Genomic DNA, 22388 nt, shown 5'->3' with positions numbered 1-22388 from the left:
GCGACGCGCGCAGCCGGGCGAGCCGGCTGCGCGCCCAGGGCGATCAGTCGATGATCAGGTTGTCGACGTCGGCGTCCTCGGGACCGCTGATGACCGCGAGACTGTCCTCGTTGGCCCTCGCCGCCTCGGCCGCCGCCGCCTGACGCTCGGCGATGATGCGCTTGTCGCGCTCGCTCGCCACCGCCTTCAGACGCGCCGCGGCGCCGCCGGTGCCGGCCGGGATCAGCCGGCCGACGATGACGTTCTCCTTCAGGCCAAGCAGCTTGTCGCGCTTGCCCTGGGTCGCCGCCTCGGTCAGCACGCGGGTCGTCTCCTGGAACGAGGCGGCCGAGATGAAGCTGCGCGTCTGCAGCGACGCCTTGGTGATGCCGAGCAGCACCGGCGCCCCCTTGGCCGGGCGCAGGCGCGCGGCCTCCGCCTTCTCGTTGATCTCGTCGAACTCGATCCGATCAACGGTCTCGCCGGGCAGGAGCGTCGTCTCGCCGCTCTCGGTGATCTCCACCTTCTGCAGCATCTGCCGGACGATGACCTCGATGTGCTTGTCGTTGATCTTCACGCCCTGCAGTCGGTAGACGTCCTGCACCTCGTTGATCAGGTAGTCGGCGAGCGCCTCGATCCCCAGAATGCCGAGGATGTCGTGCGGGGCAGGGTTGCCGTCCAGCACATACTCGCCCTTCTGGATGAAGTCGCCCTCGGCCACGGTGATGTGCTTGCCCTTGGGGATGAGGTACTCGCGCGCCTCGTCGTCTTCCTTGGCCGGTTCGATGGTGAGGCGACGCTTGTTCTTGTAGTCCTTGCCGAAGCGCACATAGCCGTCGATCTCGGCGATGATCGCGTGGTCCTTCGGGCGACGGGCCTCGAACAGTTCCGCCACGCGCGGCAGGCCGCCCGTGATGTCCTTGGTCTTGGCACCCTCGCGCGGGATGCGGGCGATCACCTCGCCGGCGCGCACCGACACGCCGTCCTCGATCGAGAGGATCGCGTCCACCGACATGTAATAGTGCGCCGGATTGCCGTTATCGAGCCGCACGACGTCGGGCTTCTCGACACCCTCCTCCATGACGGAGATGGCGGGCTTCAGCTCGTTGCCCTTCGGCGCCGTCCGCCAGTCGGAGACGATACGCTGGACGATGCCGGTCGCGTCGTCGGTCTCCTCACGCACCGAGATGCCGGGGATGAGGTCCACCAGCCGCGCGACGCCCGCCTTCTCGGCGATGATCGGCAGCGTGTAGGGATCCCACTCCGCGAGGCGCTGGCCGCGGATGATGCGGTCGCCCTCCTTCACCAGCAGGCGCGAGCCGTAGAGCAGCTTGTGCGTGGCCCGCTCCTGCCCGTGCTCGTCGCGGATGACGAGCTGGACGTTGCGGCCCATCACGACCATATCGCCCTCGGCGTTCTCGAGCAGGTTGCGGTTCTTGATCTCGAGAACGCCTTCCTGGCTCGATTCCACGAAGGACTGGTCGGCGACGTTGGCCGCGCCGCCGATGTGGAAGGTGCGCATGGTGAGCTGCGTGCCCGGCTCGCCGATCGACTGGGCGGCGATGATGCCCACCGCCTCGCCGATGTTGACCATGGTGCCGCGCGCGAGGTCTCGCCCGTAGCACTTCACGCAGATGCCGTCCTTCACCTCGCAGGTGAGCGCGGAGCGCATGTAGACGGACTGCACCCCCGCCGCCTCGATCGCCAGCGCGTCCTTCTCCTCGATGAGCTGGTTGCGCGCGACAAGCACCTCGCCGGAGGCGGGGTGCACGACGTCCTCGTTCGGCACGCGGCCGAGGATGCGCTCGCTGAGCGGGGACTTGATGTCGCCGCCCTCGATCACCGCCGCGATGGTGATGCCTTCCTCGGTGCCGCAGTCCTCGACCTGCACGATGCAGTCCTGCGCCACGTCCACGAGACGCCGCGTCAGGTAGCCGGAGTTGGCGGTCTTGAGCGCGGTGTCGGCGAGGCCCTTGCGGGCGCCGTGGGTCGAGTTGAAGTACTCGCCCACCGTCAGGCCTTCCTTGAAGTTCGAGATGATCGGCGTCTCGATGATCTCGCCCGACGGCTTGGCCATCAGGCCGCGCATGCCGGCGAGCTGCTTCATCTGGGTGGGCGAGCCGCGGGCGCCGGAGTGGCTCATCATGTAGACCGAGTTCGGCTCGAGCTGCCGGCCGGCGTCGTCGTAACGGACGGCCGAAATCTCGGCCATCATCGCGTCGGCGACCTTGTCGGTGCACTTCGACCAGCGGTCGACGACCTTGTTGTACTTCTCGCCCTGGGTGATCAGGCCGTCCTGATACTGCTGCTCGAACGCCTTCACGTCGAGACGCGCGGCCTCCACGATGTCCCACTTGTCGTCGGGGATCATCATGTCGTCCTTGCCGAACGAGATGCCGGCCTTGAACGCCTGGGTGAAGCCGAGCGTCATGATCCGGTCGCAGAAGATCACCGACTCCTTCTGGCCGCAGTGGCGGTAGACGGTGTCGATGACCTCCTGCACCTCGCGCTTGCGCAGCAGGCGGTTGACGATCTCGAAGTCGATGTTGGCGTTCTTGGGCAGCAGGTTCGCCAGCATCATGCGACCGGGCGTCGTCTCGACGCGCTTCAGGACCGGGTTCCCCTCCTCGTCCACCGTCTCGAAGCGGGTGGTGATCTTGGAGTGGATGGTGATCTGCCCGTCAGTCATGGCGTGCTCGATCTCGCTCATGTCGGCGAAGGCGCGGCCCTCGCCGGGCGCGCCCTGCTTATCCAGCGAGATGTAGTAAAGCCCCAGAACCATGTCCTGCGACGGCACGATGATCGGCTTGCCGTTGGCCGGCGACAGCACGTTGTTGGTGGCCATCATCAGCACGCGGGCTTCAAGCTGCGCCTCCAGCGAGAGCGGCACGTGCACGGCCATCTGGTCGCCGTCGAAATCGGCGTTGAAGGCGGCGCAGACCAGCGGGTGCAGCTGGATCGCCTTGCCCTCGATCAGCACCGGCTCGAAGGCCTGGATGCCAAGGCGGTGCAGCGTCGGCGCACGGTTCAGCAACACCGGGTGCTCGCGGATCACCTCGTCGAGGATGTCCCAGACCTCCGGGCGCTCCTTCTCGACCAGCTTCTTCGCCTGCTTGACCGTGCTGGAATAGCCCTTGGCGTCGAGCCGCGAGTAGATGAACGGCTTGAACAGCTCCAGCGCCATCTTCTTGGGCAGGCCGCACTGGTGCAGCTTCAGCTCCGGGCCGGTCACGATCACCGAGCGGCCCGAGAAGTCGACGCGCTTGCCGAGCAGGTTCTGGCGGAACCGGCCCTGCTTGCCCTTGAGCATGTCCGACAGCGACTTCAGCGGGCGCTTGTTGGTGCCGGTGATGACGCGGCCGCGGCGGCCGTTGTCGAACAGCGCGTCGACCGACTCCTGCAGCATCCGCTTCTCGTTGCGGATGATGATGTCGGGCGCGCGCAGCTCGATCAGCCGCTTCAGGCGGTTGTTGCGGTTGATCACGCGACGATAGAGGTCGTTGAGGTCGGACGTCGCGAAGCGGCCGCCATCGAGCGGCACCAGCGGGCGCAGCTCGGGAGGGATCACGGGGACCACCGTGAGGATCATCCATTCCGGCCGGTTGCCGGACTCGATGAAGCTCTCGACCAGCTTCAGCCGCTTGATGATCTTCTTGGGCTTCAGCTCGCCGGTGGCCTCCTTCAGCTCCTCGCGCAGCTTCTCGGCCTCCGCATCGAGGTCGATGCCGGCGAGGATCTCGCGGATCGCCTCGGCGCCGATGCCGGCGGTGAAGGCGTCCTCGCCGTACTCGTCCTGCTTCTCCAGATACTGCTCCTCGGTGAGAAGCTGCATGTGGCTGAGGTCGGTCAGGCCCGGCTCGAGCACCACATACTTCTCGAAGTAGAGGATCTGCTCAAGGTCGCGCAGCATCATGTCCAGCATCAGGCCGATGCGTGACGGCAGCGACTTCAGGAACCAGATATGGGCGACGGGCGCGGCCAGCTCGATATGGCCCATGCGCTCGCGGCGGACCTTCTGCAGCGTGACCTCGACGCCGCACTTCTCGCAGGTGACGCCGCGATACTTCATGCGCTTGTACTTGCCGCACAGGCACTCGTAGTCCTTGATCGGGCCGAAGATGCGGGCGCAGAACAGGCCGTCGCGCTCGGGCTTGAACGTGCGGTAGTTGATCGTCTCCGGCTTCTTGATCTCGCCGAAGGACCACGAGAGAATCCGCTCCGGGCTCGCAAGCGAGATCTTGATCTCGTCGAAGCCGCGCGGGGCGGGGGTCGGGTTGAAGATATTGAGTTCCTGGTTCATGTCAGGCTCCTCGATCTTCCCAAGACAAAACAACGTCCCAAAGCGCGCGCCTGTTGGGCGTCAGGCGCGCGCGGACGATCGGGACGCGCTTATTCGGTCGCGCTGTCGAGCAGTTCGACGTTGAGGCCCAGCGAGCGGATCTCCTTCACGAGAACGTTGAAGCTCTCGGGAATGCCCGCCTCGAAGGTGTCCTCGCCCTTCACGATGGCCTCGTAGACCTTCGTGCGGCCGGCGACGTCGTCGGATTTCACGGTCAGAATCTCCTGCAACGTGTAGGCGGCGCCGTAGGCTTCAAGGGCCCAGACCTCCATCTCGCCGAAGCGCTGGCCGCCGAACTGCGCCTTGCCGCCCAGCGGCTGCTGGGTGACGAGGCTGTAGGGGCCCGTCGAGCGCGCATGGATCTTGTCGTCGACAAGATGGTGCAGCTTGAGGATGTACTTGACCCCCACCGTCACCTTGCGGCTGAACGCCTCGCCGGTGCGGCCGTCGAACACCGTCGACTGGCCCGAGACGTCGAAGCCCGCCATCTTCAGCCGCTCGTTGATGTCGGCCTCCTTGGCGCCGTCGAAGACCGGCGTGGCGATCGGCACGCCCGCCTGCACGTTCTCCGCCGCCTCGATGAACTCGTCGTCGTTCATGTCGATGGTCGCGGCCTGATAGACGTCCTCGCCGTAGACCATCTTCATGGCGTCGCGCACCGGGGTCATGTCGCCGGAGCGGCGATACTGCTCCAGGCTCTCGCGTACCACGCCGCCGAGGCCGCGCGCGGCCCAGCCCATGTGGGTCTCGAGGATCTGCCCGACATTCATCCGGCTCGGCACGCCGAGCGGGTTGAGCACCACGTCCACCGGCGTGCCGTCCTCGAGGAACGGCATGTCCTCTTCGGGAACCACCTTGGAGATGACGCCCTTGTTGCCGTGACGGCCGGCCATCTTGTCGCCGGGCTGCAGCTTGCGCTTCACCGCGACGAACACCTTGACCATCTTCATGACGCCGGGGGGGAGGTCGTCGCCGCGGCGCACCTTCTCCACCTTGTCGTCGAAGCGGGCCTTCAGCGTCTTCTTCTGGGCGTCGTACTGGCCGTTGAGGGCCTCGATCTCGGCGGCCTCGGCCTCCTCGCCCAGCACGAGCTGCCACCACTGGCCGCGGCTCAGCGTCTCCAGCAGCGCCTCGTCGATGACGGCGCCGGCCTTTACGCCCTTGGGGCCCTTGATCGCCTTCCTGCCGAGCAGGATGGCCTTGAGGCGCGCATAGATGTTGCGCTCAAGGATCGCCACCTCGTCGTCGCGGTCGCGCGCGAGACGCTCGATCTCCTCGCCCTCGATCTGCAGGGCGCGCTCGTCCTTGTCGACGCCGTGGCGGTTGAAGACGCGGACCTCCACGATGGTGCCGTAGTCGCCGGGCGCCATGCGCAGCGAGGTGTCGCGCACGTCCGACGCCTTCTCGCCGAAGATGGCGCGGAGCAGCTTCTCCTCCGGCGTCATCGGGCTCTCGCCCTTGGGCGTGATCTTGCCGACAAGGATATCGCCGGGGCCGACCTCGGCGCCGATGTAGACGATGCCCGCCTCGTCGAGGTTGCGCAGGGCCTCCTCGCCGACATTGGGGATGTCGCGCGTGATCTCCTCCGGCCCGAGCTTGGTGTCGCGGGCCATCACCTCGTATTCCTCGATGTGGATCGAGGTGAACACGTCGTCCTTCACGATGCGTTCGGAGATGAGGATCGAGTCCTCGTAGTTGTAGCCGTTCCACGGCATGAACGCGACCAGCACGTTCTTGCCGAGCGCCAGTTCCCCGAGATCGGTGGACGGACCGTCCGCAATCACGTCGCCCTTGGTCACGAGGTCGCCCACCTTAACCAGCGGGCGCTGGTTGATGCAGGTGTTCTGGTTGGAGCGCTGGAACTTGCGCAGGCGGTAGATGTCGACGCCCGGATCGCCGGCGCTGAGGTCGTCAGTGACGCGAACGACCACGCGGGTGGCGTCGACCTGGTCGATGACGCCGCCGCGCCGCGCCGCAATCGCCGCGCCGCTGTCACGCGCCACGATCTCCTCGATGCCGGTGCCGACAAACGGCGCCTCGGCGCGCAGCAGCGGCACCGCCTGGCGCTGCATGTTGGAGCCCATCAGCGCGCGGTTGGCGTCGTCGTTCTCGAGGAAAGGGATCAGCGAGGCCGCGACCGACACCAGCTGCTTCGGCGACACGTCGATGAGGTCGATGTTCTCGCGCGGGTTCAGCATGAACTCGCCGCCCTTCCGGGTGGAGACGAGTTCGGAGACGAAGGCGCCCTGATCGTCGAGTTCGGCGTTGGCCTGCGCGATGACGTGGCGCATCTCCTCGGTCGCCGAGAGGTAGATCACCTCGTCGGTCACGCGGCCGTCGACCACGCGGCGGTAGGGCGTCTCGATGAAGCCGTACTTGTTGACGCGCGCGAAGCTCGCCAGCGAGTTGATGAGCCCGATGTTCGGCCCCTCCGGCGTCTCGATCGGGCACATGCGGCCGTAGTGGGTCGGGTGCACGTCGCGCACCTCGAAGCCGGCGCGCTCACGGGTCAGGCCGCCCGGGCCAAGCGCCGAAAGGCGACGCTTGTGCGTGACTTCCGAGAGCGGGTTCGTCTGGTCCATGAACTGCGAGAGCTGGCTGGAGCCGAAGAACTCCCGCACCGCCGCCGCCGCGGGCTTGGCGTTGATGAGATCCTGCGGCATCACCGTGTCGATCTCGACCGACGACATCCGCTCCTTGATCGCCCGCTCCATGCGCAGAAGGCCGACGCGGTACTGGTTCTCCATGAGCTCGCCGACCGAGCGCACGCGGCGGTTGCCGAGATGGTCGATGTCGTCCACCTCGCCGCGGCCGTCGCGCAGGTCGACCAGCGCCTTGATGACGGCGATGATGTCCTCGGAGCGGAGCGTCCGCATCGTGTCGGGCGCGTCGAGCTCCAGACGCATGTTCATCTTCACGCGGCCGACAGCCGAAAGGTCGTAGCGCTCGGGGTCGAAGAACAGGCTCTCGAACAGCGTTCTGGCGCCCTCCAGCGTCGGCGGCTCGCCGGGGCGCATGACGCGGTAGATGTCGATCAGCGCCTCGTCGCGGGAACGGTTCTTGTCCACCGCCATGGAGGTGCGGATGTACGGGCCGATGTTGACGTTGTCGATGTCAAGCGTCGGGATGTCCGTCACGCCCGCGTCGAGCAGCGTCTGCACGTTCTCCTCGTGCAGCTCGTCGCCGGCCTCGACGTAGATGAGGCCGGTCTGCTCGTTGATGACGTCGATCGCGGCGAAGCGGCCGTAGATCGCCTCGAACGGCTCGAGCGTCGCCTTCACGCCGTCCTCGGCGAGCTTCTTGAGCTTGCGCGGCGTCAGCTTGTCGCCGGCCTTGGCGACGATCTCGCCGGTGTCGGCGTCGACGAGCGCATGGGTCGGCTTGGCCCCCTTGAGCCGCTCGGGATTGAACGGCACCGACCAGCCCTCGCCGTGGCGGGCGTAGGCGACGCGCTCGAAGAACGTGTCGCAGATCGCCTCCTGATCGAGGCCGAGCGCATAGAGCAGCGTCGTGACCGGCAGCTTGCGGCGACGGTCGATGCGCGCGAACACCACGTCCTTGGCGTCGAACTCGAAGTCGAGCCACGAGCCGCGATAGGGAATGATGCGGCTGGCGAACAGCAGCTTGCCGGAACTGTGCGTCTTGCCCTTGTCGTGGTCGAAGAACACGCCCGGCGAGCGGTGCATCTGGCTGACGATCACGCGCTCGGTGCCGTTCACGATGAAGGTGCCGTAGCCGGTCATGAGCGGCATGTCGCCCATGTAGACGTCCTGCTCCTTGATGTCCTTCACGGAGCGGGCGCCGGTGTCCTCGTCCACCTCGAACACGATCAGCCGCAGCGTCACCTTGAGCGGCGCTGCAAAGGTCATGTCGCGCTGCTGGCACTCCTCGACGTCGTATTTCGGCGGTTCGAGTTCGTAGCGCACGAACTCTAGCGTCGCGGTCTCGTTGAAGTCCTTGATCGGAAAGACCGACTGGAAAACGCCCTGCAAGCCCTCGCCGTCGGTGGGCGTCGGGCCCTCGCCGCTGTCGAGGAAAAGGTCGTATGAGCTCTTCTGGACTTCGATGAGGTTCGGCATCGCCGCAACCTCACGGATCTTGCCGAAGTGCTTGCGAATGCGTTTGCGGCCGGAATGCGTCTGCGCCATGCTCGTCCTCAAGCCTGCCGTCCTCGGCGGCCGCTGGGGCGTGCGGCGCCATGGACTTGCGGGATGCTGCTTCGGTCCAATGCTTACGCGCCGCCTGCCCACGCGGCGCGTCCGGACCTTTCGCACCCTCCGGGGCCCCCTGTCGGGCCCGGGACGCTGCGAATCGTAAACGTCGGGTTGACGATGCGAATCACACCGTCAACCCTGAAACCTTAACAGGCCGTTAATGCGGCGCAGCCGAGGCGCGCCGCATCACGATCACTTAAGCTCGACCTTGGCGCCGGCCTCTTCGAGCTTCTTCTTGATCTCCTCGGCCTCGGCCTTCGGAGCCTGCTCCTTCACGGCCTTGCCGCCGGCCTCGACGAGATCCTTGGCTTCCTTGAGGCCCAGGCCAGTGATGGCGCGGACTTCCTTGATCACGTTGATCTTCTTCTCGCCGGCCTCGAGGAGGATGACGTCGAACTCGGTCTTCTCCTCGACCTCCTCGGCCGCGGCGCCGCCGCCGACCGGGCCGGCCATCATCACCGCGCCGCCCGCGGCGGGCTCGATGCCGTAGTCGTCCTTCAGGATCTGCTTGAGCTGGGTCGCTTCGAGCAGGGTCAGGCCGACGATCTCTTCGGCCAGTTTCTTCAGATCAGCCATTTTGTCACTTCCATCTCAAAGGGTTCGCATCTGGTCCGTCGCGTGGGCCGCGATCGGGACCGCATGGGCGCCGGGCGCCAGTCTCAGGCGGCCTCCCGCTCCTCCAGCGTGCTGAGCACGCCGGCGATGTTGGAGGCGGGCGCCATGATCGCGCTGACGAGGTTTCCGGCCGGCGCGCCGATGCAGGCGGCGATGGAGGCGAGAACCTCCTCGCGCGACGGCAGCGACGCCACGGCCTTCACGCCATTCTCGTCGAGGATCTCGGGGCCCATGGCCCCGCCGAGAATCACGAACTTGCCGTTCTTCTTGGCGTAGGCCTCCACCACTTTGGCGGCGGCCACGGGATCTTCGGAGTAGGCGAGAACCGTCTGCCCCTTGAGCAGCTTCTCCATGCCTTCGCATGGTTTGCCTTCAAGGGCGATCCTGGCGAGCCTGTTCTTGGCGACGCGGACCTTGCCCCCAGCTGCGCGCATCTGGGAGCGAAGGTCCTGCATCTCGGCGACCGTGAGTCCCGCATAGTGCGCCACGACGACGACGCCAGAGTCCGTGAAGATCTGGCCGAGTTCCTCGACCGCGGTCTGCTTCTGGGCTCTGTCCACTTGGTCTCTCCAGTCAGTGGCGGGAGATTTCCCGCCGGCTCGTATCGCCGCCGCCTACGTCGGCGCCGGCGTTCTCGGGGCCCGTCCGGGTTCCCGACCAGGGCCGCCCCCGCCGCGTGACGCGGCGAAATCCGGTCCAGTTCGTTCCCCGTCTATGGCGGGAGATTAAGGTCCGGGGTCTCCCCCTCGCCGCCCGCCGTCTCGGACAGGGGGCGCCGGCGTCTGAGACGCCGCCGCCCGTCATCCCGCGCCCTTCGGCGCGGAAACCTTTACTCCGCGGCCTGCTGGGCCGGCTGCGCCGGTCCGGTCGCGGTGCTCACGTCCACCGTCACGCCCGGGCCCATCGAGGAGCTGAGCGACAGCTTCTTGAGATAGGTGCCCTTGGCGCCGGTCGGCCGGGCGCGGCTGACCGCGTCCACGATCGAGCGGATGTTCTCGGCGAGCTTGGCGGCGTCGAAGGACGCCTTGCCGACGCCGGCGTGGATGATGCCGGCCTTCTCGACACGGAACGTCACCTGGCCGCCCTTGGCCGCCTCGACTGCGCCTTTGACGTCCATGGTCACGGTGCCGATCTTGGGGTTCGGCATCAGGCCGCGCGGGCCGAGGATCTTGCCCAGCCGGCCGACGATCGGCATCATGTCCGGCGTCGCGATGCAGCGGTCGAACTCGATGGTCCCGCCCTGCACGGTCTCCATCAGATCTTCCGCGCCCACGACGTCAGCGCCCGCAGCCGTCGCCTCGTCGGCCTTGGGGCCGCGCGCGAACACGGCCACCCGCACCGTCTTGCCGGTGCCGTTCGGGAGCGTCACCGAGCCGCGAACCATCTGGTCGGCGTGGCGCGGATCGACGCCGAGGTTGAGCGCCACCTCGATCGTCTCGTCAAACTTGGCCGACGCGTTCGCCTTGACGAAGGCCACGGCCTCCTCCAGCGAGATCGCCGCCTCGGGCCGGACCTGCCGCGCGGCCCGGATACGCTTGCCGCCCTGCGCCATCAGCCCTTCACCTCGATGCCCATGGACTTCGCCGAGCCCAGAATGATCTTCATCGCCGCCTCGACGTCCGTCGCGTTCAGGTCGGGCATCTTGGCCTCGGCGATCTCGCGGACCTGCTTCAGCGAGATCGAGCCCGCCACCGCCTTGCCGGGGGTCTTGCCGCCGGACTTCAGCTTCGCCGCCTTCTTGATGAAGAACGACGCCGGAGGCGTCCTCATCTCGAAGGTGAACGACTTGTCGGCGTAGTAGGTGATGACGACGGGCGTCGGGGCGCCCGGCTCCATCTCCTGCGTCTTGGCGTTGAATTCCTTGCAGAACGCCATGATGTTGATGCCGCGCTGACCCAGCGCCGGGCCGATGGGCGGCGACGGGTTCGCCTTGCCCGCGGGCACCTGCAGCTTCAACTGGCCTACGACCTTCTTGGCCATGCCTCGTTCACTCCTGACCCATGCCGGACGGTCGCGACCGCCGGCGCTTCAACGGCCGTGGTGCGGGGGCCGGCGGCGCGCCGCCTCCCCCTCCCACGTCTCGACGCCTCAGCTCGCCTTGGCGACCTGCGCGTATTCCAGTTCGACCGGGGTTGCGCGCCCGAAGATCGACACCGCGACCTTGAGACGGGCGTTGGCCTCGTCGATGTCCTCGACCTGGCCCGAGAAACTCTCGAACGGTCCTTCGGTCACGCGCACCGTCTCGCCGATCTCGAAGCTGATCTGCGGGCGCGGACGTTCGGCGGCGTCGCTCACCTGACCGATGATGCGCTCAACCTCGGCGTCGCGCAGCGGCATCGGCCGGCCCTGCGGTCCCAGAAAGCCCGTCACGCGGTTCGTGGAGGTGATGAGGTTCTGCACCTCCGGCGTCATGTCGCATTTCACCAGCACATAGCCGGGCATGAAGCGCCGCTCGGTGTGGACCTTCTGGCCGCGCCGGACCTCGACCACCTCTTCGGTGGGGACCAGCAGCTCCTCGATCCACTCATCGATGTTCTTCTGGCGCGCGCCCTCGCGGATCGCCTCGGCGACCTTCTTCTCGAAGTTCGACAGCACGCTCACCGTGTACCAGCGCATCGCCATCGTGCCCGTCGCCCCGCCTGCTTTGCGCCGCCCGACCGGCGGACGCCCTTCTTGGGGCGTGACGCGAATCGCCAGACCCCGAATTTATTGCGAGCGCGTGGCGTATCCCCGCCAGACAGCCCGCGTCAACCCTCGGCCCGCAAGTCGGGAGACCCGAGATCGGCCCGCGTCGTCAGAAACGGGAAGTGAGGATGACGTCGACGCCGAGGCCCAGCAGCCAGTCGACGAAGAAGAAGAAGATCGCCGCCACGGCCGCCATCACGAACACCATCACGGTGGTCAGCAGCGTCTCGCGGCGCGTCGGCCAGACGACCTTCGCGGTCTCCGCGCGGACCTGCTGGATGAACTGTGCCGGGTTGACGCGCGCCATGGGCGACTGCTCCTCAAACTGCGCTGGCAGGGGCGATAGGACTCGAACCTACGACCCTCGGTTTTGGAGACCGATGCTCTACCAACTGAGCTACACCCCTCCAAGCGCAGGCGGGGTATAGGGGCAAGCGGCGGGGCTGCGCAAGGGGGCGCGGCCGCTACCGGAGCCCTTCGACGACCACGACCGTCGACCGCGCGCTGTCGCGCCGCAGCTGCTTCGCCGGCGCGTAGTCCGGGCTGGCGAGATAGGCATGCGCCGACGCCATGTCCGGGAACTCGATGATCACGAGGCGGGTGGGCCGCCACAGATCCGCGTCGTCGACCTGGAGCGCCCCGCCCCGCGCGCGATAGACGCCGCCGAAGCGCTCCGCGAGCGCCTTGGCCTGGGTCTTGTAGGCCTCATAGGCCTCGGCGTTCTCGATGGCCGTGTCGGCGATCAGGTAGGCGGCCATGGCGGCGCGCTCCTCCGGGGCGTCGCAGCGGCGCGACACGAGGAGCCTGTCACGCGCCGAACCCGCGCGCCACCAAGACAAAAGCCCCGCCGGATGTCTCCGGCGGGGCCATTAGCCGCGTCGCCCCAGCGGGCAGCGGGCCCCGCGGTCGCTTACGCGTCCTCGCCCTTCACGGGCTTCCAGATGCGCTTGTTGACGAAGTAGAGCAGCACCGCCAGCACGCCGAGCCAGATGAAGTTGCGCAGGCCGGCCTCCTTGCGCTCCATCATCTTGGGCTCCGCCGCCCACATCAGGAAGGCCGAGATGTCCTCGGCATACTGGTCCGCCGTCGCGGGCGTTCCGTCGGCGTACTCTACCAGACCCTCGTAGATCTGCGCGGGCATGGCGATCCAGGAGCCGGGAACGGTGCGGTGGCCGGCCTCGTCAAGGCACTCCTCGGGATAGCCGCCGACGGCGAAGGCCGCGTTGTAGTAGCCGCCGATGTCGCTATCCAAAGCGCATTCCGGCGTGTCGTGATAGCCCATCATCAACGAGTAGATGTACTCGGGACCGCCGGTCCCCTTCATCAGCTGGTTGATGCCGGTGCCGATGGGCCCGTGGAACCCCGCGCGCGCCTTGGCGATCAGGCTGAGATCCGGCGGATGGCCCTCGCCAAAATACTCCGGCGTCGGGAAATGGTCGAACGGCGCGCCGGGGCGCATCTCCTCGGGGTCGTCCTCCCGCGGAAATTCGTGCTGTTCGGCGAAGGCCTTGACCTGCTCCTCGGGAAAACCTGGCCCGTCCTCGGCGCCCAGATGCCGGAAGGCCAGATACTGCATGCCGTGGCACGACGCGCAGACCTGATTGAAGATCTGGTAGCCGCGCTGCAGTTGGGCCTGATCGAACACGCCGAACGGGCCCTCGAACGAGAACGCCTTGTCGGTGATCTCGGTCTCGACCTCGGCCGCCGCCACCGGCCCGGCGAGGCCCGCCGCGGCCAGCGCCGCGGCGAGGATGAAGCGGTTTGTGCGCATCGGTGTCATTCCTTTTCGCGCTTACTCGGCCGGCGTGGCGGCGGCGCCGCCCGGAGCGGGCGCGTGCTTGGGATGCTCGGCCTCAAAGGCCGCCTCGATCGAGGCGGGCTGCGCGTCGGGCCGCTCGATGACGCCGAGGACGGGCAGGATCACCAGGAAGTAGACGAACCAGTAGAGCGTCGCGAGCTGGCTGATGATGACGTAGGGCTGTTCGGCAGGCATCGCGCCCACCCACATCAGCACGAAGAAGTCCACGACGAGCCCGTAGAACGCCAGCTTGAACGTCGGGCGGTAGCGGCCCGAGCGCACGCGCGAGGTGTCCAGCCACGGCGCGAGCGCCAGCAGGGCGATGGCGCCGAACATGGCCAGCACGCCGCCCAGCTTGCTGTCGATGAACAGAATGTCGAAGGTGATCGCGCGCAGCATCGCGTAGAACGGCAGGAAGTACCACTCCGGCACGATGTGGGCCGGCGTCGCAAGCGGGTTCGCCTCGATGTAATTGTCCGGGTGGCCGAGATAGTTCGGCATGAAGAACACGAACACCACGAACAGCATAAGGAACAGCACCAGCGCGTACATGTCCTTGATGGTGTAGAAGGGGTGGAACGGCACCGTGTCCTTCTTCACCACGTCGATGCTGTCACGACGCACTTCGACGCCGGTGGGGTTGTTGTTGCCGGTGGTGTGAAACGCCCAGATGTGGACGACGGTGAGGCCCGCGATCACGAACGGCACGAGATAGTGCAGCGAGAAGAAGCGGTTCAACGTCGGGTTGTCCACCGAGAAGCCGCCCCAGAGCCAGGTCACGATGCTGTCGCCGACCAGCGGAATGGCCGAGAACAGGTTGGTGATCACGGTGGCGCCCCAGAACGACATCTGCCCCCAGGGCAGAACGTAGCCCATGAAAGCCGTCGCCATCATCGCGAGGTAGATCAGGATGCCGATGATCCAGGTGATCTCGCGCGGCGCCTTGTAGGAGCCGTAGAACAGCCCGCGGAAGATGTGGGCATAGACGGCGATGAAGAAGAACGAGGCGCCGTTGGAGTGCACATAGCGCAGCAGCCAGCCGCCGTTGACGTCGCGCATGATGTGCTCGACCGACGCGAAGGCGTAGTCGACATGCGGCGTGTAGTGCATCACCAGCACGATGCCGGTGACGATCTGGATCACGAGGAACACCGAGAGCATCACGCCCCAGATCCACATCCAGTTGAGGTTCTTCGGCGTCGGGAACGCCATGAAGTCGAGCGCCATGCCGACGATCGGCAGCCGCGAGTGCAGCCACTTCTCGGAAGCGGTCTGCGGCTCGTAGTGCTCCTGAGGAATTCCGGCCATGTGCTTACGCCTTGTATTCTTCGAGAAGGGTGATGGTCGAACCGTCGAAGGCGAGCTCCGGGATGAACAGGTTCATCGGCGCGGGGCCTTTGCGGATGCGTCCGGCGGTGTCGTAGTGCGAGCCGTGACACGGGCAGAACCAGCCGTTGTAGTCGCCCTGCTGCCCGAGCGGCACGCAGCCGAGATGGGTGCAGACGCCCATCATCACGACATATTCGCCGTTCTCGCCAAGGGAGCGGTTCGCGTCGGACGCGTCCGCGCCGGGCTGGTTGCCGCTGCGCGCGACCGTGTCCTTGAGGTCATCGAGCGGCGTCTCGCGGGCCGCCTCGATCTCGGCGGGGCTGCGGTAGCGCACAAACACCGGTTTGCCGCGCCATTTCACCGTGAGCTGCTGCCCCTCCGACAGCGACGCGACGTCGATGTCGATGGTGGCGAGCGCGAGCACCGAGGCGCTCGGATTCATCTGGTCGATCAGCGGCCACACCGCCGCGCCTGCCGTCACCGCGCCGACGGCGCCGGTCGCGACGAACAGGAAATCACGGCGGGAGCCCTCGTCTTCGGTCGTGGCGGTCAAGGGACAGCTCCTCAAGGCCTGCGCCGCGGGGCGTTCCAGCGGCGGCTCCAACTGCGATGGGCGGCGCGAACCGCGCGCCGTCCGGTGATGTGCGTTCTAGGGCGCCGCTGCGCCTCTGACACCCCTGCGACGCGAACGCCGCGCCCAGCGAGGCTTTAGCCGCCGTGACGCGCCGCGGCAACGGGACCGGAGGCCGCGCCTTCAAGCGCGTCGTAACGCCTCAGCAGCGCTAACGCCCGTAGCATGAGGAACAGGTGAAGCGCGCCCCAGACGCCGTGGTTGCCGAAAGCCTCCGCAGCGAGCCACGCCGCAGGGACGTAGACCGCCACCGACACGAGCATCGCGTCGCGCATCCAGCGCGCCTGCGCCGCGCCTACGAAGACGCCGTCGAGCTGGAACGCCGCGAAGCCAGCGAGGGGCGTCAGCGCGGCCCAGGGCGCGAACTCCCGCGCCAGCGCGCGCACCTCCGGAGACGCCGTCAGAAGGTCGATCAGGGGGCCCGAAGCGAGCAGCAGAGCGACCGAGGCCGCCGCCGCGAGCCCGCCCGACCAGATCGAGGTCGCGACCGCCGCGCGCCGCAGCGCCCGCCTGTCGCCCGCCCCGTAGGCCTGCCCCACCAGCGTCTCGGCCGCGATGGCGAAGCCGTCGAGCATGTAGGCCGAGCACTGGAAGAACTGCCACAGCACCACGTTGGCCGCGAGCGTCGCGTCTCCCTGCAGCGAGCCGAGCCGCGTCATCCACGCGAACGCGCCGATCAGCAGCAGCGTGCGGATGAAGAGATCCCGGTTGAGCGACATCATTCGCGTCAATTCGTCGCGCCTGAGGATGCGCGGCCAGTCCGGGCGCCAGCCGGGGCCGGCCAGCGCCGACACCCGCCGCCGGGCCAGCCACAGCCCGTAGGCCAGCCCCAGCCCATGCGCGAGCCCCGTCGCCAGCGCCACGCCCTCCACACCCCAGCCGAAGCCGAGCACGAAGAGCAGGTTGAGCGCGATGTTGCTCAGCGACACGACGAGCTGGTGCTGGAACAGCCGCCGCGTCATCTCCTGCCCGGAGAACCAGCCCATCAGGGCGTAGTTGCCCAGTTCGGCCGGCGCCGCCCAGATGCGCACGTCGAAATAGGCGCCGGCCAGCGCCTCCGCCTCGGCGGAGCCCTCGAACAGCGCCAGCCCCGCCCAGCGCAGTCCGCCCTGGCACAGGATCAGCAGCGCCGCGATGCAGCCGGCGAGAACCAGCGCACGCAAGAGCGTGTTGACCACGCGCCCGTGGTCTCCCGCCCCCAGCGCCTGCGCGGCGAGGCCCGAACTGCCGATCTGGAGGAAATTGAAGACCGTGATCATCAGCGCGAAGATCTGCGCGCCGAGGCCGACCGCCGCGAGCGGCGTCTCGGAGGCCAGCGCCCCGATCACCGCGACGTCGACGGCCCCCTGCAGCGGCACGGTGACGTTCGAGAGCGCCACCGGCAGCGCGATCGCGAGCACGCGCCCCCCGCCGAAGCCCTTCGCGGCGGGAGCCGCCGCAGGGGAAGGCCGGGGCGCGGACGACGCGCCGCTCACCGCGCGTCGCGCAGCAGGTAGTGGCCGTGAGCGATGGCGATCGGGCGGGCGCGCTCGTCCTGCCACGCCTCGACCCGCACGTTGGCGACACGCCGGCCGCGCTTCGTGACCTGGGCGCGGGCGTAGGCGTCCCGCGGCTTGCCGGAGCGCAGGTAGTCGATGGTCACGTCCACGGTCTTGGGCGTCGGCGGGAAGCCGCCCGCGGCGATCCGCGCCGCGCCGTCCGGCCCGCTCTCCATGATTTCCCACGCCGCGTCCCACGCGAGCTGCACGATGGCGGTGATCTCCAGGAAGGCGCCGGTGACGCCGCCATGCAGCGCCGGAATCGCCGGGTTGCCGATCAGCATGTCGTCATAGGTCAGCCGCCCGGTCAGCTCGTCGCCCAGCCGCTGGAAGCTGACGCCGAGGAAGGCGTGATAGGGCACGCGGTCCACCAGCCGCGCCAGCGCCTCGTCGCGCCGCGCCTTCAACAGGTGGACCGGCTCGAACCCGCTCACGCCGCGCCCTCCCCTTCGGCCGGGCGGGCGGCGAGCTCGACCATGAAGGCGCCGGCGGCGGAGGCGAGCGGATCGTCCTCGTCGGCGTCCCACGCCGTGGCGCGCACGAACGCCACCGAGCGCGTCATGCGATGGCACTCCGCGCGCGCCGTCACCGCGATGCCGGGACGCGCGGGGCGCATGTAGTCGATTCGCAGGTCGAGCGTCGCCGTGCTGAGCGGGCGGTTCCCCGCGCTCAGCACCGCGACGCCGCAGCAGGTGTCGAGCAGGGTGGTGACGACGCCGCCGTGTATCACCCCGGTCTCGGGGTCGCCCACGAGGCGCGGATCATAGGGCGCGCTGAGCACCGCGACGCCGTCGCCGGCGGAGACGACGCTCAGCCCCAGCGCCCGGGCATGGGGCAGGCCCTGGAGCATCCGGGTCAGCAGTCCCGTCCCGTCGGTCATCGATCATACCTCACGCCCCGCGCCCGCACCCGCGCCCTTATGCCGGGCGGCGCGACGCCGGCCAAGACGCCGCCGCCAATCACTTGACGTGAACGTAAGCGTAAGCTATCTCACTTCCCATGAAACAGTCACTCTCCCTCGACGCCCACGGCGTCATGACCATAGGCCAGATGTGCGAGGCGTTCGACGTGACGCCGCGCACGCTGCGCTTCTATGAGCAGCGCAACCTCATCGCGCCGATCCGCGAAGGCCAGCGCCGCCTGTTCACGGCGCGGGACCGCGCGCGCCTCAAGCTGATCCTGCGCGGCAAGCGCTTCGGGTTCAGCCTCGACGACATCCAGGAGCTGCTGGAGCTATACGACCCGCAGGACGGGCAGCGCCGGCAGCTCGCCGCGACGCTGGAGCGCGCGGTCGAGCGCCTCGCCGCCATGCAGGCCCAGCGCCTCGAACTGGACGCCGCCATCGACGAACTGAAGGGCCAGATCGGCCTCGTCGAGCGGATGCTCGCCGACAGGGGCCGCGCCGAGGCCGCCGAATAGCGCCGGCCGAAGCGCCCGGAGGCCCGCGGCCCACTCCCGATCCCGCCGGCGCGGCGACCGGGCGCATGAACCATCCGAAACGGTCGCGCGCCGTCGCCGCCCGACGGCGCGCACGCCCCGAACCCAGAGAGAGCCGCCATGCCCGCCTACACGCCGCCGCTCCGCGACTTCCGCTTCGTCCTCCATGAGACGCTGCGCATCGACCAGCGCGCCGAGATCGAGGGCTACGCCGACCTGACGCCGGACTTCACCGGCGCGGTGCTGGAGGAGGCCGGCAAGCTCGCCGCCGACGTCCTGATGCCGCTCAACGCCGTCGGAGACGCCGGCTGCGTGCTGGAGAACGGCGTGGTGCGCACGCCGCCGGGCTTCCGCGAGGCGCTCGACGCGCTGCGCGAGGGCGGCTGGCCCTCGCTCGAATGCGACCCCGAGTTCGGCGGCCAGGGCCTGCCGAACGTCATAGCGCTCGCGGTGGGCGAGATGCAGTCCGCCGCCAACATGGCGCTGATGATGTATAACGGCCTCACCCACGGGGCCTATTCCGCGATCCACAAGCATGGCGCGCCGGAGCAGAAGGCGACCTACCTGCCCAAGCTCACCTCCGGCGAGTGGACCGGCACCATGAACCTGACGGAGCCCCACTGCGGCACCGACCTCGGCCTGCTGCGCACGAGGGCCGAGCCGCAGGAGGACGGCTCCTATCGTCTAACCGGCCAGAAGATCTTCATCTCCGCCGGCGAGCACGACTGCGCCGAGAACATCGTCCACCTCGTCCTCGCGCGCATTCCGGGCGCGCCGGAGGGGGTGAAGGGCATCTCGCTGTTCGTCTGCCCGAAGTTCCTCGTCAACCCCGACGGCTCGCTCGGCGCCCGCAACGGCGTCTCCTGCGGCAAGGTCGAGGAGAAGATGGGCATCCACGGCAACGCCACCTGCGTCATGAATTTCGACGGCGCGCAGGGCTGGCTGGTGGGCGAGGCGAACAAGGGCCTGCGCGCGATGTTCACGATGATGAACGAGGCGCGCATCCTCGTCGCCATGCAGGGTCTCGGCCAGGCGACCATCGCCTACCAGAACGCCACGGCCTATGCGAAGGACCGGCTGCAGGGCCGCGCCGTCACCGGCGCCGCGGCGCCCGACAAGCCCGCCGACCCGCTGATCGTGCACCCCGACGTGCGCCGCCTGCTGCTCGACCAGAAGGCGTGGATCGAGGGCGCCCGCGCCTTCATGCTGTTCGGCTCCACGCTGATCGACGCCGAGCACCGCCACGCCGACGCCGCCGAGCGCGAGAAGGCCGCCGACATGATCGCGCTGCTGATCCCGGTGCTGAAGGGCGTGCTGACCGACACGGGCTTCGACCTCACCGTGAAGGCGCAGCAGGTGCTGGGCGGGCACGGCTACATCGCCGAGTGGGGCATGGAGCAGTTCGTCCGCGACGCCCGCATCGCCATGATCTACGAGGGCGCCAACGGCATCCAGGCGCTCGACCTCGTGGGCCGCAAGCTCGCGATGAAGGGCGGCCAGCCGATCATGGCCTATTTCGGCATGATCCGCGCCTTCCTGAAGGAGAACGAGGGCCATGAGGCGCTGAAGCAGGATTACCTCGACCCGCTCAAGGCCGCGTCGAAGGATCTCCAGGCGGCGGCGGAGTACTTCATGTCGGAGGGGATGAAGAACCCCGATGCCGCGCTGGCCGGCTCGTCGGACTTCATGCACCTGTTCGGCCATGTCGCCATCGGCCACGCCTGGGCGATGATGGCGAAGGCCGCCCACGCCGCGCTCGACGCCGGGACGGACGACGCCGACTTCTACGCCAACAAGCTGCGGACGGGGCGCTACTACATGAGCCGGCTGCTGCCCGAGACCGCGGTGCGCCTCGCGCGCATCCGCTCCGGCGCAGGCCCGGTGATGGACCTGCCCGCCGAGGCGTTCTGAAGCGCGCGCGGCCGCCCGCCCTACACGCGCCGCCGCATTCGCTGTAGCGTGGAAGGCGCGGGGCCGGCGACGCGGAACACGCCGCGAAGGGTCTGCGGCCGCCGCCGGACGAGGCCGGCGCCCGCGGGTTCAGGAAATGCGACGAGATCGACGGCTGCGCCGCAAGGACCGACGATCGCTTCATCGACCCCGTGACAGCGGAGCTACGCAACCAATGACCGACGCCTACATCTTCGACGCCGTGCGCACGCCGCGCGGCAAGGGCCGCAGGGACGGCGCGCTGCACGAGGTCACGGCGCTGAGGCTCGCCGCCGGGGCGCTCTGCGCGATCCGCGACCGCAACGACCTCGACACCGCACAGGTCGAGGACGTCATCCTCGGCTGCGTGACGGCCGTCGGCGAGCAGGGCGGCGAGATCGCGCGCTCCGCCGCGCTCTACGCCGGCTACGACGACGCGTGCCCCGGCCTGCACATCAACCGCTTCTGCGCCAGCGGCCTGGAGGCGGTGAACCTCGCCGCGAACCAGATCCGCGGCGGCGCCGGGGATCTCTACGTCGCCGGCGGAGTGGAGAGCATGAGCCGCGTGCCCATGGGCTCTGACGGCTTCGCGATCGGCGTCGATCCCTACCTCGCGATGAACAGCTATTTCGTGCCGCAGGGGATCAGCGCCGACCTCATCGCCACGAAATACGGCTTCTCCCGCGATGACGTGGACGCCTACGCCGTCGAGAGCCAGAAGCGCGCCGCCCGCGCCTGGAACGAGGGCCGCTTCGACCGCGCGGTGGTGCCGGTGCGCGACCAGAACGGCGTGAAGATCCTCGACCGCGACGAGCACATGCGGCCCGAGACCGACATGCAGTCGCTCGGCGCGCTGAAACCCGCCTTCAGGGAGATGGGCGAGGTCATGCCCGGCTTCGACGCGGTGGCGCTGATGCGCTACCCCGAGATCGAGCGCATCGACCATGTTCACCACGCCGGCAACTCCTCGGGCATCGTCGACGGCGCCGCGGCGCTGCTGGTCGGCTCCAGGGAAGCAGGCGAGCGCATGGGCCTGAAGCCGCGCGCGCGCATCCGCGCCACGGCCCGCATCGGCGCCGAGCCGACGATCATGCTCACCGGCCCGGTGCCCGTCACCGAGAAGATCCTGAAGCAGGCCGGCATGGCGATCGGCGACATCGACCTGTTCGAGGTCAACGAGGCCTTCGCCAGCGTCGTGCTGCGCTTCATGCAGGCGTTCGACGCGCCCCACGAAAAGGTCAACGTGAACGGCGGCGCCATCGCCATGGGCCACCCTCTGGGCGCCACCGGCGCCATGATCCTCGGCGCCGCGCTGGAGGAGCTGGAGCGCAGCGGCGGGGGCGTGGCGCTCGCCACGCTCTGCGTCGCGTCGGGCATGGGCGCCGCGACGATCATCGAGCGGGTCTGAGGCGCCGATGGCGCGCGAGATCGAGACCTTCATCGAGGGCTACCGCAAGTCGCTCGGAGAGGGCGACATCGAGTCGGTGGTCGCCGCCTATCGCCTGCCCCTGCCGGTGATCCGGCCGGACCGCACCGTGATGGTGACTGAGGCGCGCGTGCTGCATGCGGAGATCACCAAGATCATCGACACCTATCGCTGGGCCGGCATGAGAACTATCGCCATCGGCGGCCTGCGCATCGACGGCTTCGACCCCGGGATGCACATGGTCAGCCTCACCTGGCGGCCGCTGAACGAGATCGGCGAGGAAGTCGCCGCCGTCGACGTGACCTACGCCGTCCGCCGCACCATGGGCGGCGCGCGCATCGCCGCCGTGGTGGCCCACAACGAGGAGCGCCGGCGCGACCCGCTCATCAGCGCCTGGTATCATCAACTCACCAGCCAGGTCGCCGAAGCGCGGCGCGGCAAGACCTGAAAACAGGGCCGGTGCGCCGG

General features: G+C 68.3%; 19 protein-coding genes and 1 tRNA gene. 4 read left to right on the top strand and 16 right to left on the bottom strand.

Annotated elements, in window-relative coordinates; genetic code table 11:
• Positions 1–43: 43 nt before the first annotated feature.
• From rpoC to BLW43_RS09900, 16 genes are all read right to left on the bottom strand, one after another.
• On the bottom strand, positions 44–4279 hold the full coding sequence (gene rpoC / locus BLW43_RS09975; RefSeq protein WP_093252539.1) for a DNA-directed RNA polymerase subunit beta': 4236 nt from the start codon (positions 4277–4279) through the stop codon (positions 44–46).
• A gap of 89 nt (positions 4280–4368) precedes the next feature.
• Complete coding sequence (gene rpoB / locus BLW43_RS09970) at positions 4369–8466, bottom strand: DNA-directed RNA polymerase subunit beta (RefSeq protein WP_093252537.1); 4098 nt, start codon at positions 8464–8466, stop codon at positions 4369–4371.
• Between the two features lie 258 nt (positions 8467–8724).
• Complete coding sequence (gene rplL, locus BLW43_RS09965; protein ID WP_093252534.1) at positions 8725–9108, bottom strand: 50S ribosomal protein L7/L12; 384 nt, start codon at positions 9106–9108, stop codon at positions 8725–8727.
• Positions 9109–9191: 83 nt separating this feature from the next.
• The gene (gene rplJ, locus BLW43_RS09960) at positions 9192–9707 is read right to left on the bottom strand and encodes a 50S ribosomal protein L10 (RefSeq protein WP_093252532.1); all 516 of its coding nucleotides are present in this window, start codon (positions 9705–9707) and stop codon (positions 9192–9194) included.
• A 269-nt stretch (positions 9708–9976) separates the two neighbouring features.
• Entirely contained in the window at positions 9977–10699 is a 723-nt protein-coding gene (rplA, locus tag BLW43_RS09955) for a 50S ribosomal protein L1 (protein ID WP_093252529.1), read from the bottom strand.
• Positions 10699–11127, bottom strand: a complete 429-nt coding sequence (rplK, locus tag BLW43_RS09950; protein WP_093252526.1) for a 50S ribosomal protein L11 — start codon at positions 11125–11127, stop codon at positions 10699–10701. The genes rplA and rplK overlap by 1 nt, the downstream gene beginning before the upstream one ends.
• A gap of 108 nt (positions 11128–11235) precedes the next feature.
• On the bottom strand, positions 11236–11769 hold the full coding sequence (gene nusG, locus BLW43_RS09945; protein WP_093252525.1) for a transcription termination/antitermination protein NusG: 534 nt from the start codon (positions 11767–11769) through the stop codon (positions 11236–11238).
• Positions 11770–11941: 172 nt separating this feature from the next.
• Positions 11942–12139 (bottom strand): preprotein translocase subunit SecE, encoded by a 198-nt coding sequence (gene secE, locus BLW43_RS09940; RefSeq protein ID WP_093252522.1) that lies wholly within the window; start codon positions 12137–12139, stop codon positions 11942–11944.
• A gap of 24 nt (positions 12140–12163) precedes the next feature.
• Positions 12164–12239, bottom strand: a tRNA-Trp gene (locus tag BLW43_RS09935).
• 57 nt (positions 12240–12296) lie between these two features.
• Positions 12297–12590 (bottom strand): DUF1330 domain-containing protein, encoded by a 294-nt coding sequence (locus BLW43_RS09930; protein ID WP_093252520.1) that lies wholly within the window; start codon positions 12588–12590, stop codon positions 12297–12299.
• A gap of 152 nt (positions 12591–12742) precedes the next feature.
• Positions 12743–13603: a cytochrome c1 gene (locus tag BLW43_RS09925; RefSeq protein ID WP_342741602.1), complete on the bottom strand. Its 861-nt coding sequence runs from the start codon at positions 13601–13603 to the stop codon at positions 12743–12745.
• A 21-nt stretch (positions 13604–13624) separates the two neighbouring features.
• Positions 13625–14938 (bottom strand): cytochrome b, encoded by a 1314-nt coding sequence (locus tag BLW43_RS09920; protein WP_093252505.1) that lies wholly within the window; start codon positions 14936–14938, stop codon positions 13625–13627.
• 4 nt (positions 14939–14942) lie between these two features.
• On the bottom strand, positions 14943–15512 hold the full coding sequence (gene petA / locus BLW43_RS09915) for a ubiquinol-cytochrome c reductase iron-sulfur subunit (protein ID WP_093252501.1): 570 nt from the start codon (positions 15510–15512) through the stop codon (positions 14943–14945).
• 155 nt (positions 15513–15667) lie between these two features.
• Positions 15668–16990, bottom strand: coding sequence for an MATE family efflux transporter (locus tag BLW43_RS09910; RefSeq protein WP_245730993.1), 1323 nt, complete (start codon positions 16988–16990; stop codon positions 15668–15670).
• Between the two features lie 71 nt (positions 16991–17061).
• A complete protein-coding gene (locus tag BLW43_RS09905; RefSeq protein ID WP_093252497.1) occupies positions 17062–17562 on the bottom strand; it encodes a PaaI family thioesterase in 501 nt (166 codons plus the stop codon).
• Positions 17559–18008 carry a PaaI family thioesterase gene (locus tag BLW43_RS09900; RefSeq protein WP_093252494.1) on the bottom strand — a complete coding sequence of 150 codons (450 nt, stop codon included), beginning with the start codon at positions 18006–18008 and terminating at the stop codon, positions 17559–17561. The genes BLW43_RS09905 and BLW43_RS09900 overlap by 4 nt, the downstream gene beginning before the upstream one ends.
• A gap of 119 nt (positions 18009–18127) precedes the next feature.
• Here BLW43_RS09900 and BLW43_RS09895 point away from each other — a divergent pair, with 119 nt between their 5' ends.
• From BLW43_RS09895 to BLW43_RS09880, 4 genes are all read left to right on the top strand, one after another.
• The gene (locus BLW43_RS09895; RefSeq protein ID WP_093252492.1) at positions 18128–18547 is read left to right on the top strand and encodes a MerR family transcriptional regulator; all 420 of its coding nucleotides are present in this window, start codon (positions 18128–18130) and stop codon (positions 18545–18547) included.
• 138 nt (positions 18548–18685) lie between these two features.
• The gene (locus tag BLW43_RS09890; protein WP_093252489.1) at positions 18686–20476 is read left to right on the top strand and encodes an acyl-CoA dehydrogenase C-terminal domain-containing protein; all 1791 of its coding nucleotides are present in this window, start codon (positions 18686–18688) and stop codon (positions 20474–20476) included.
• Positions 20477–20690: 214 nt separating this feature from the next.
• Positions 20691–21902, top strand: coding sequence for an acetyl-CoA C-acetyltransferase (locus BLW43_RS09885; RefSeq protein WP_093252487.1), 1212 nt, complete (start codon positions 20691–20693; stop codon positions 21900–21902).
• A gap of 7 nt (positions 21903–21909) precedes the next feature.
• Positions 21910–22368 carry a DUF6841 family protein gene (locus BLW43_RS09880; protein ID WP_093252484.1) on the top strand — a complete coding sequence of 153 codons (459 nt, stop codon included), beginning with the start codon at positions 21910–21912 and terminating at the stop codon, positions 22366–22368.
• Positions 22369–22388: the final 20 nt, after the last annotated feature.

It is taken from the genome of Rubrimonas cliftonensis (assembly GCF_900107585.1).
In the GTDB taxonomy this organism is placed as follows: Bacteria; Pseudomonadota; Alphaproteobacteria; order Rhodobacterales; family Rhodobacteraceae; genus Rubrimonas; species Rubrimonas cliftonensis.
The sequence above is the reverse complement of the archived record's forward strand: the minus strand, read 5'-3'. Positions and strand labels throughout refer to the sequence as shown.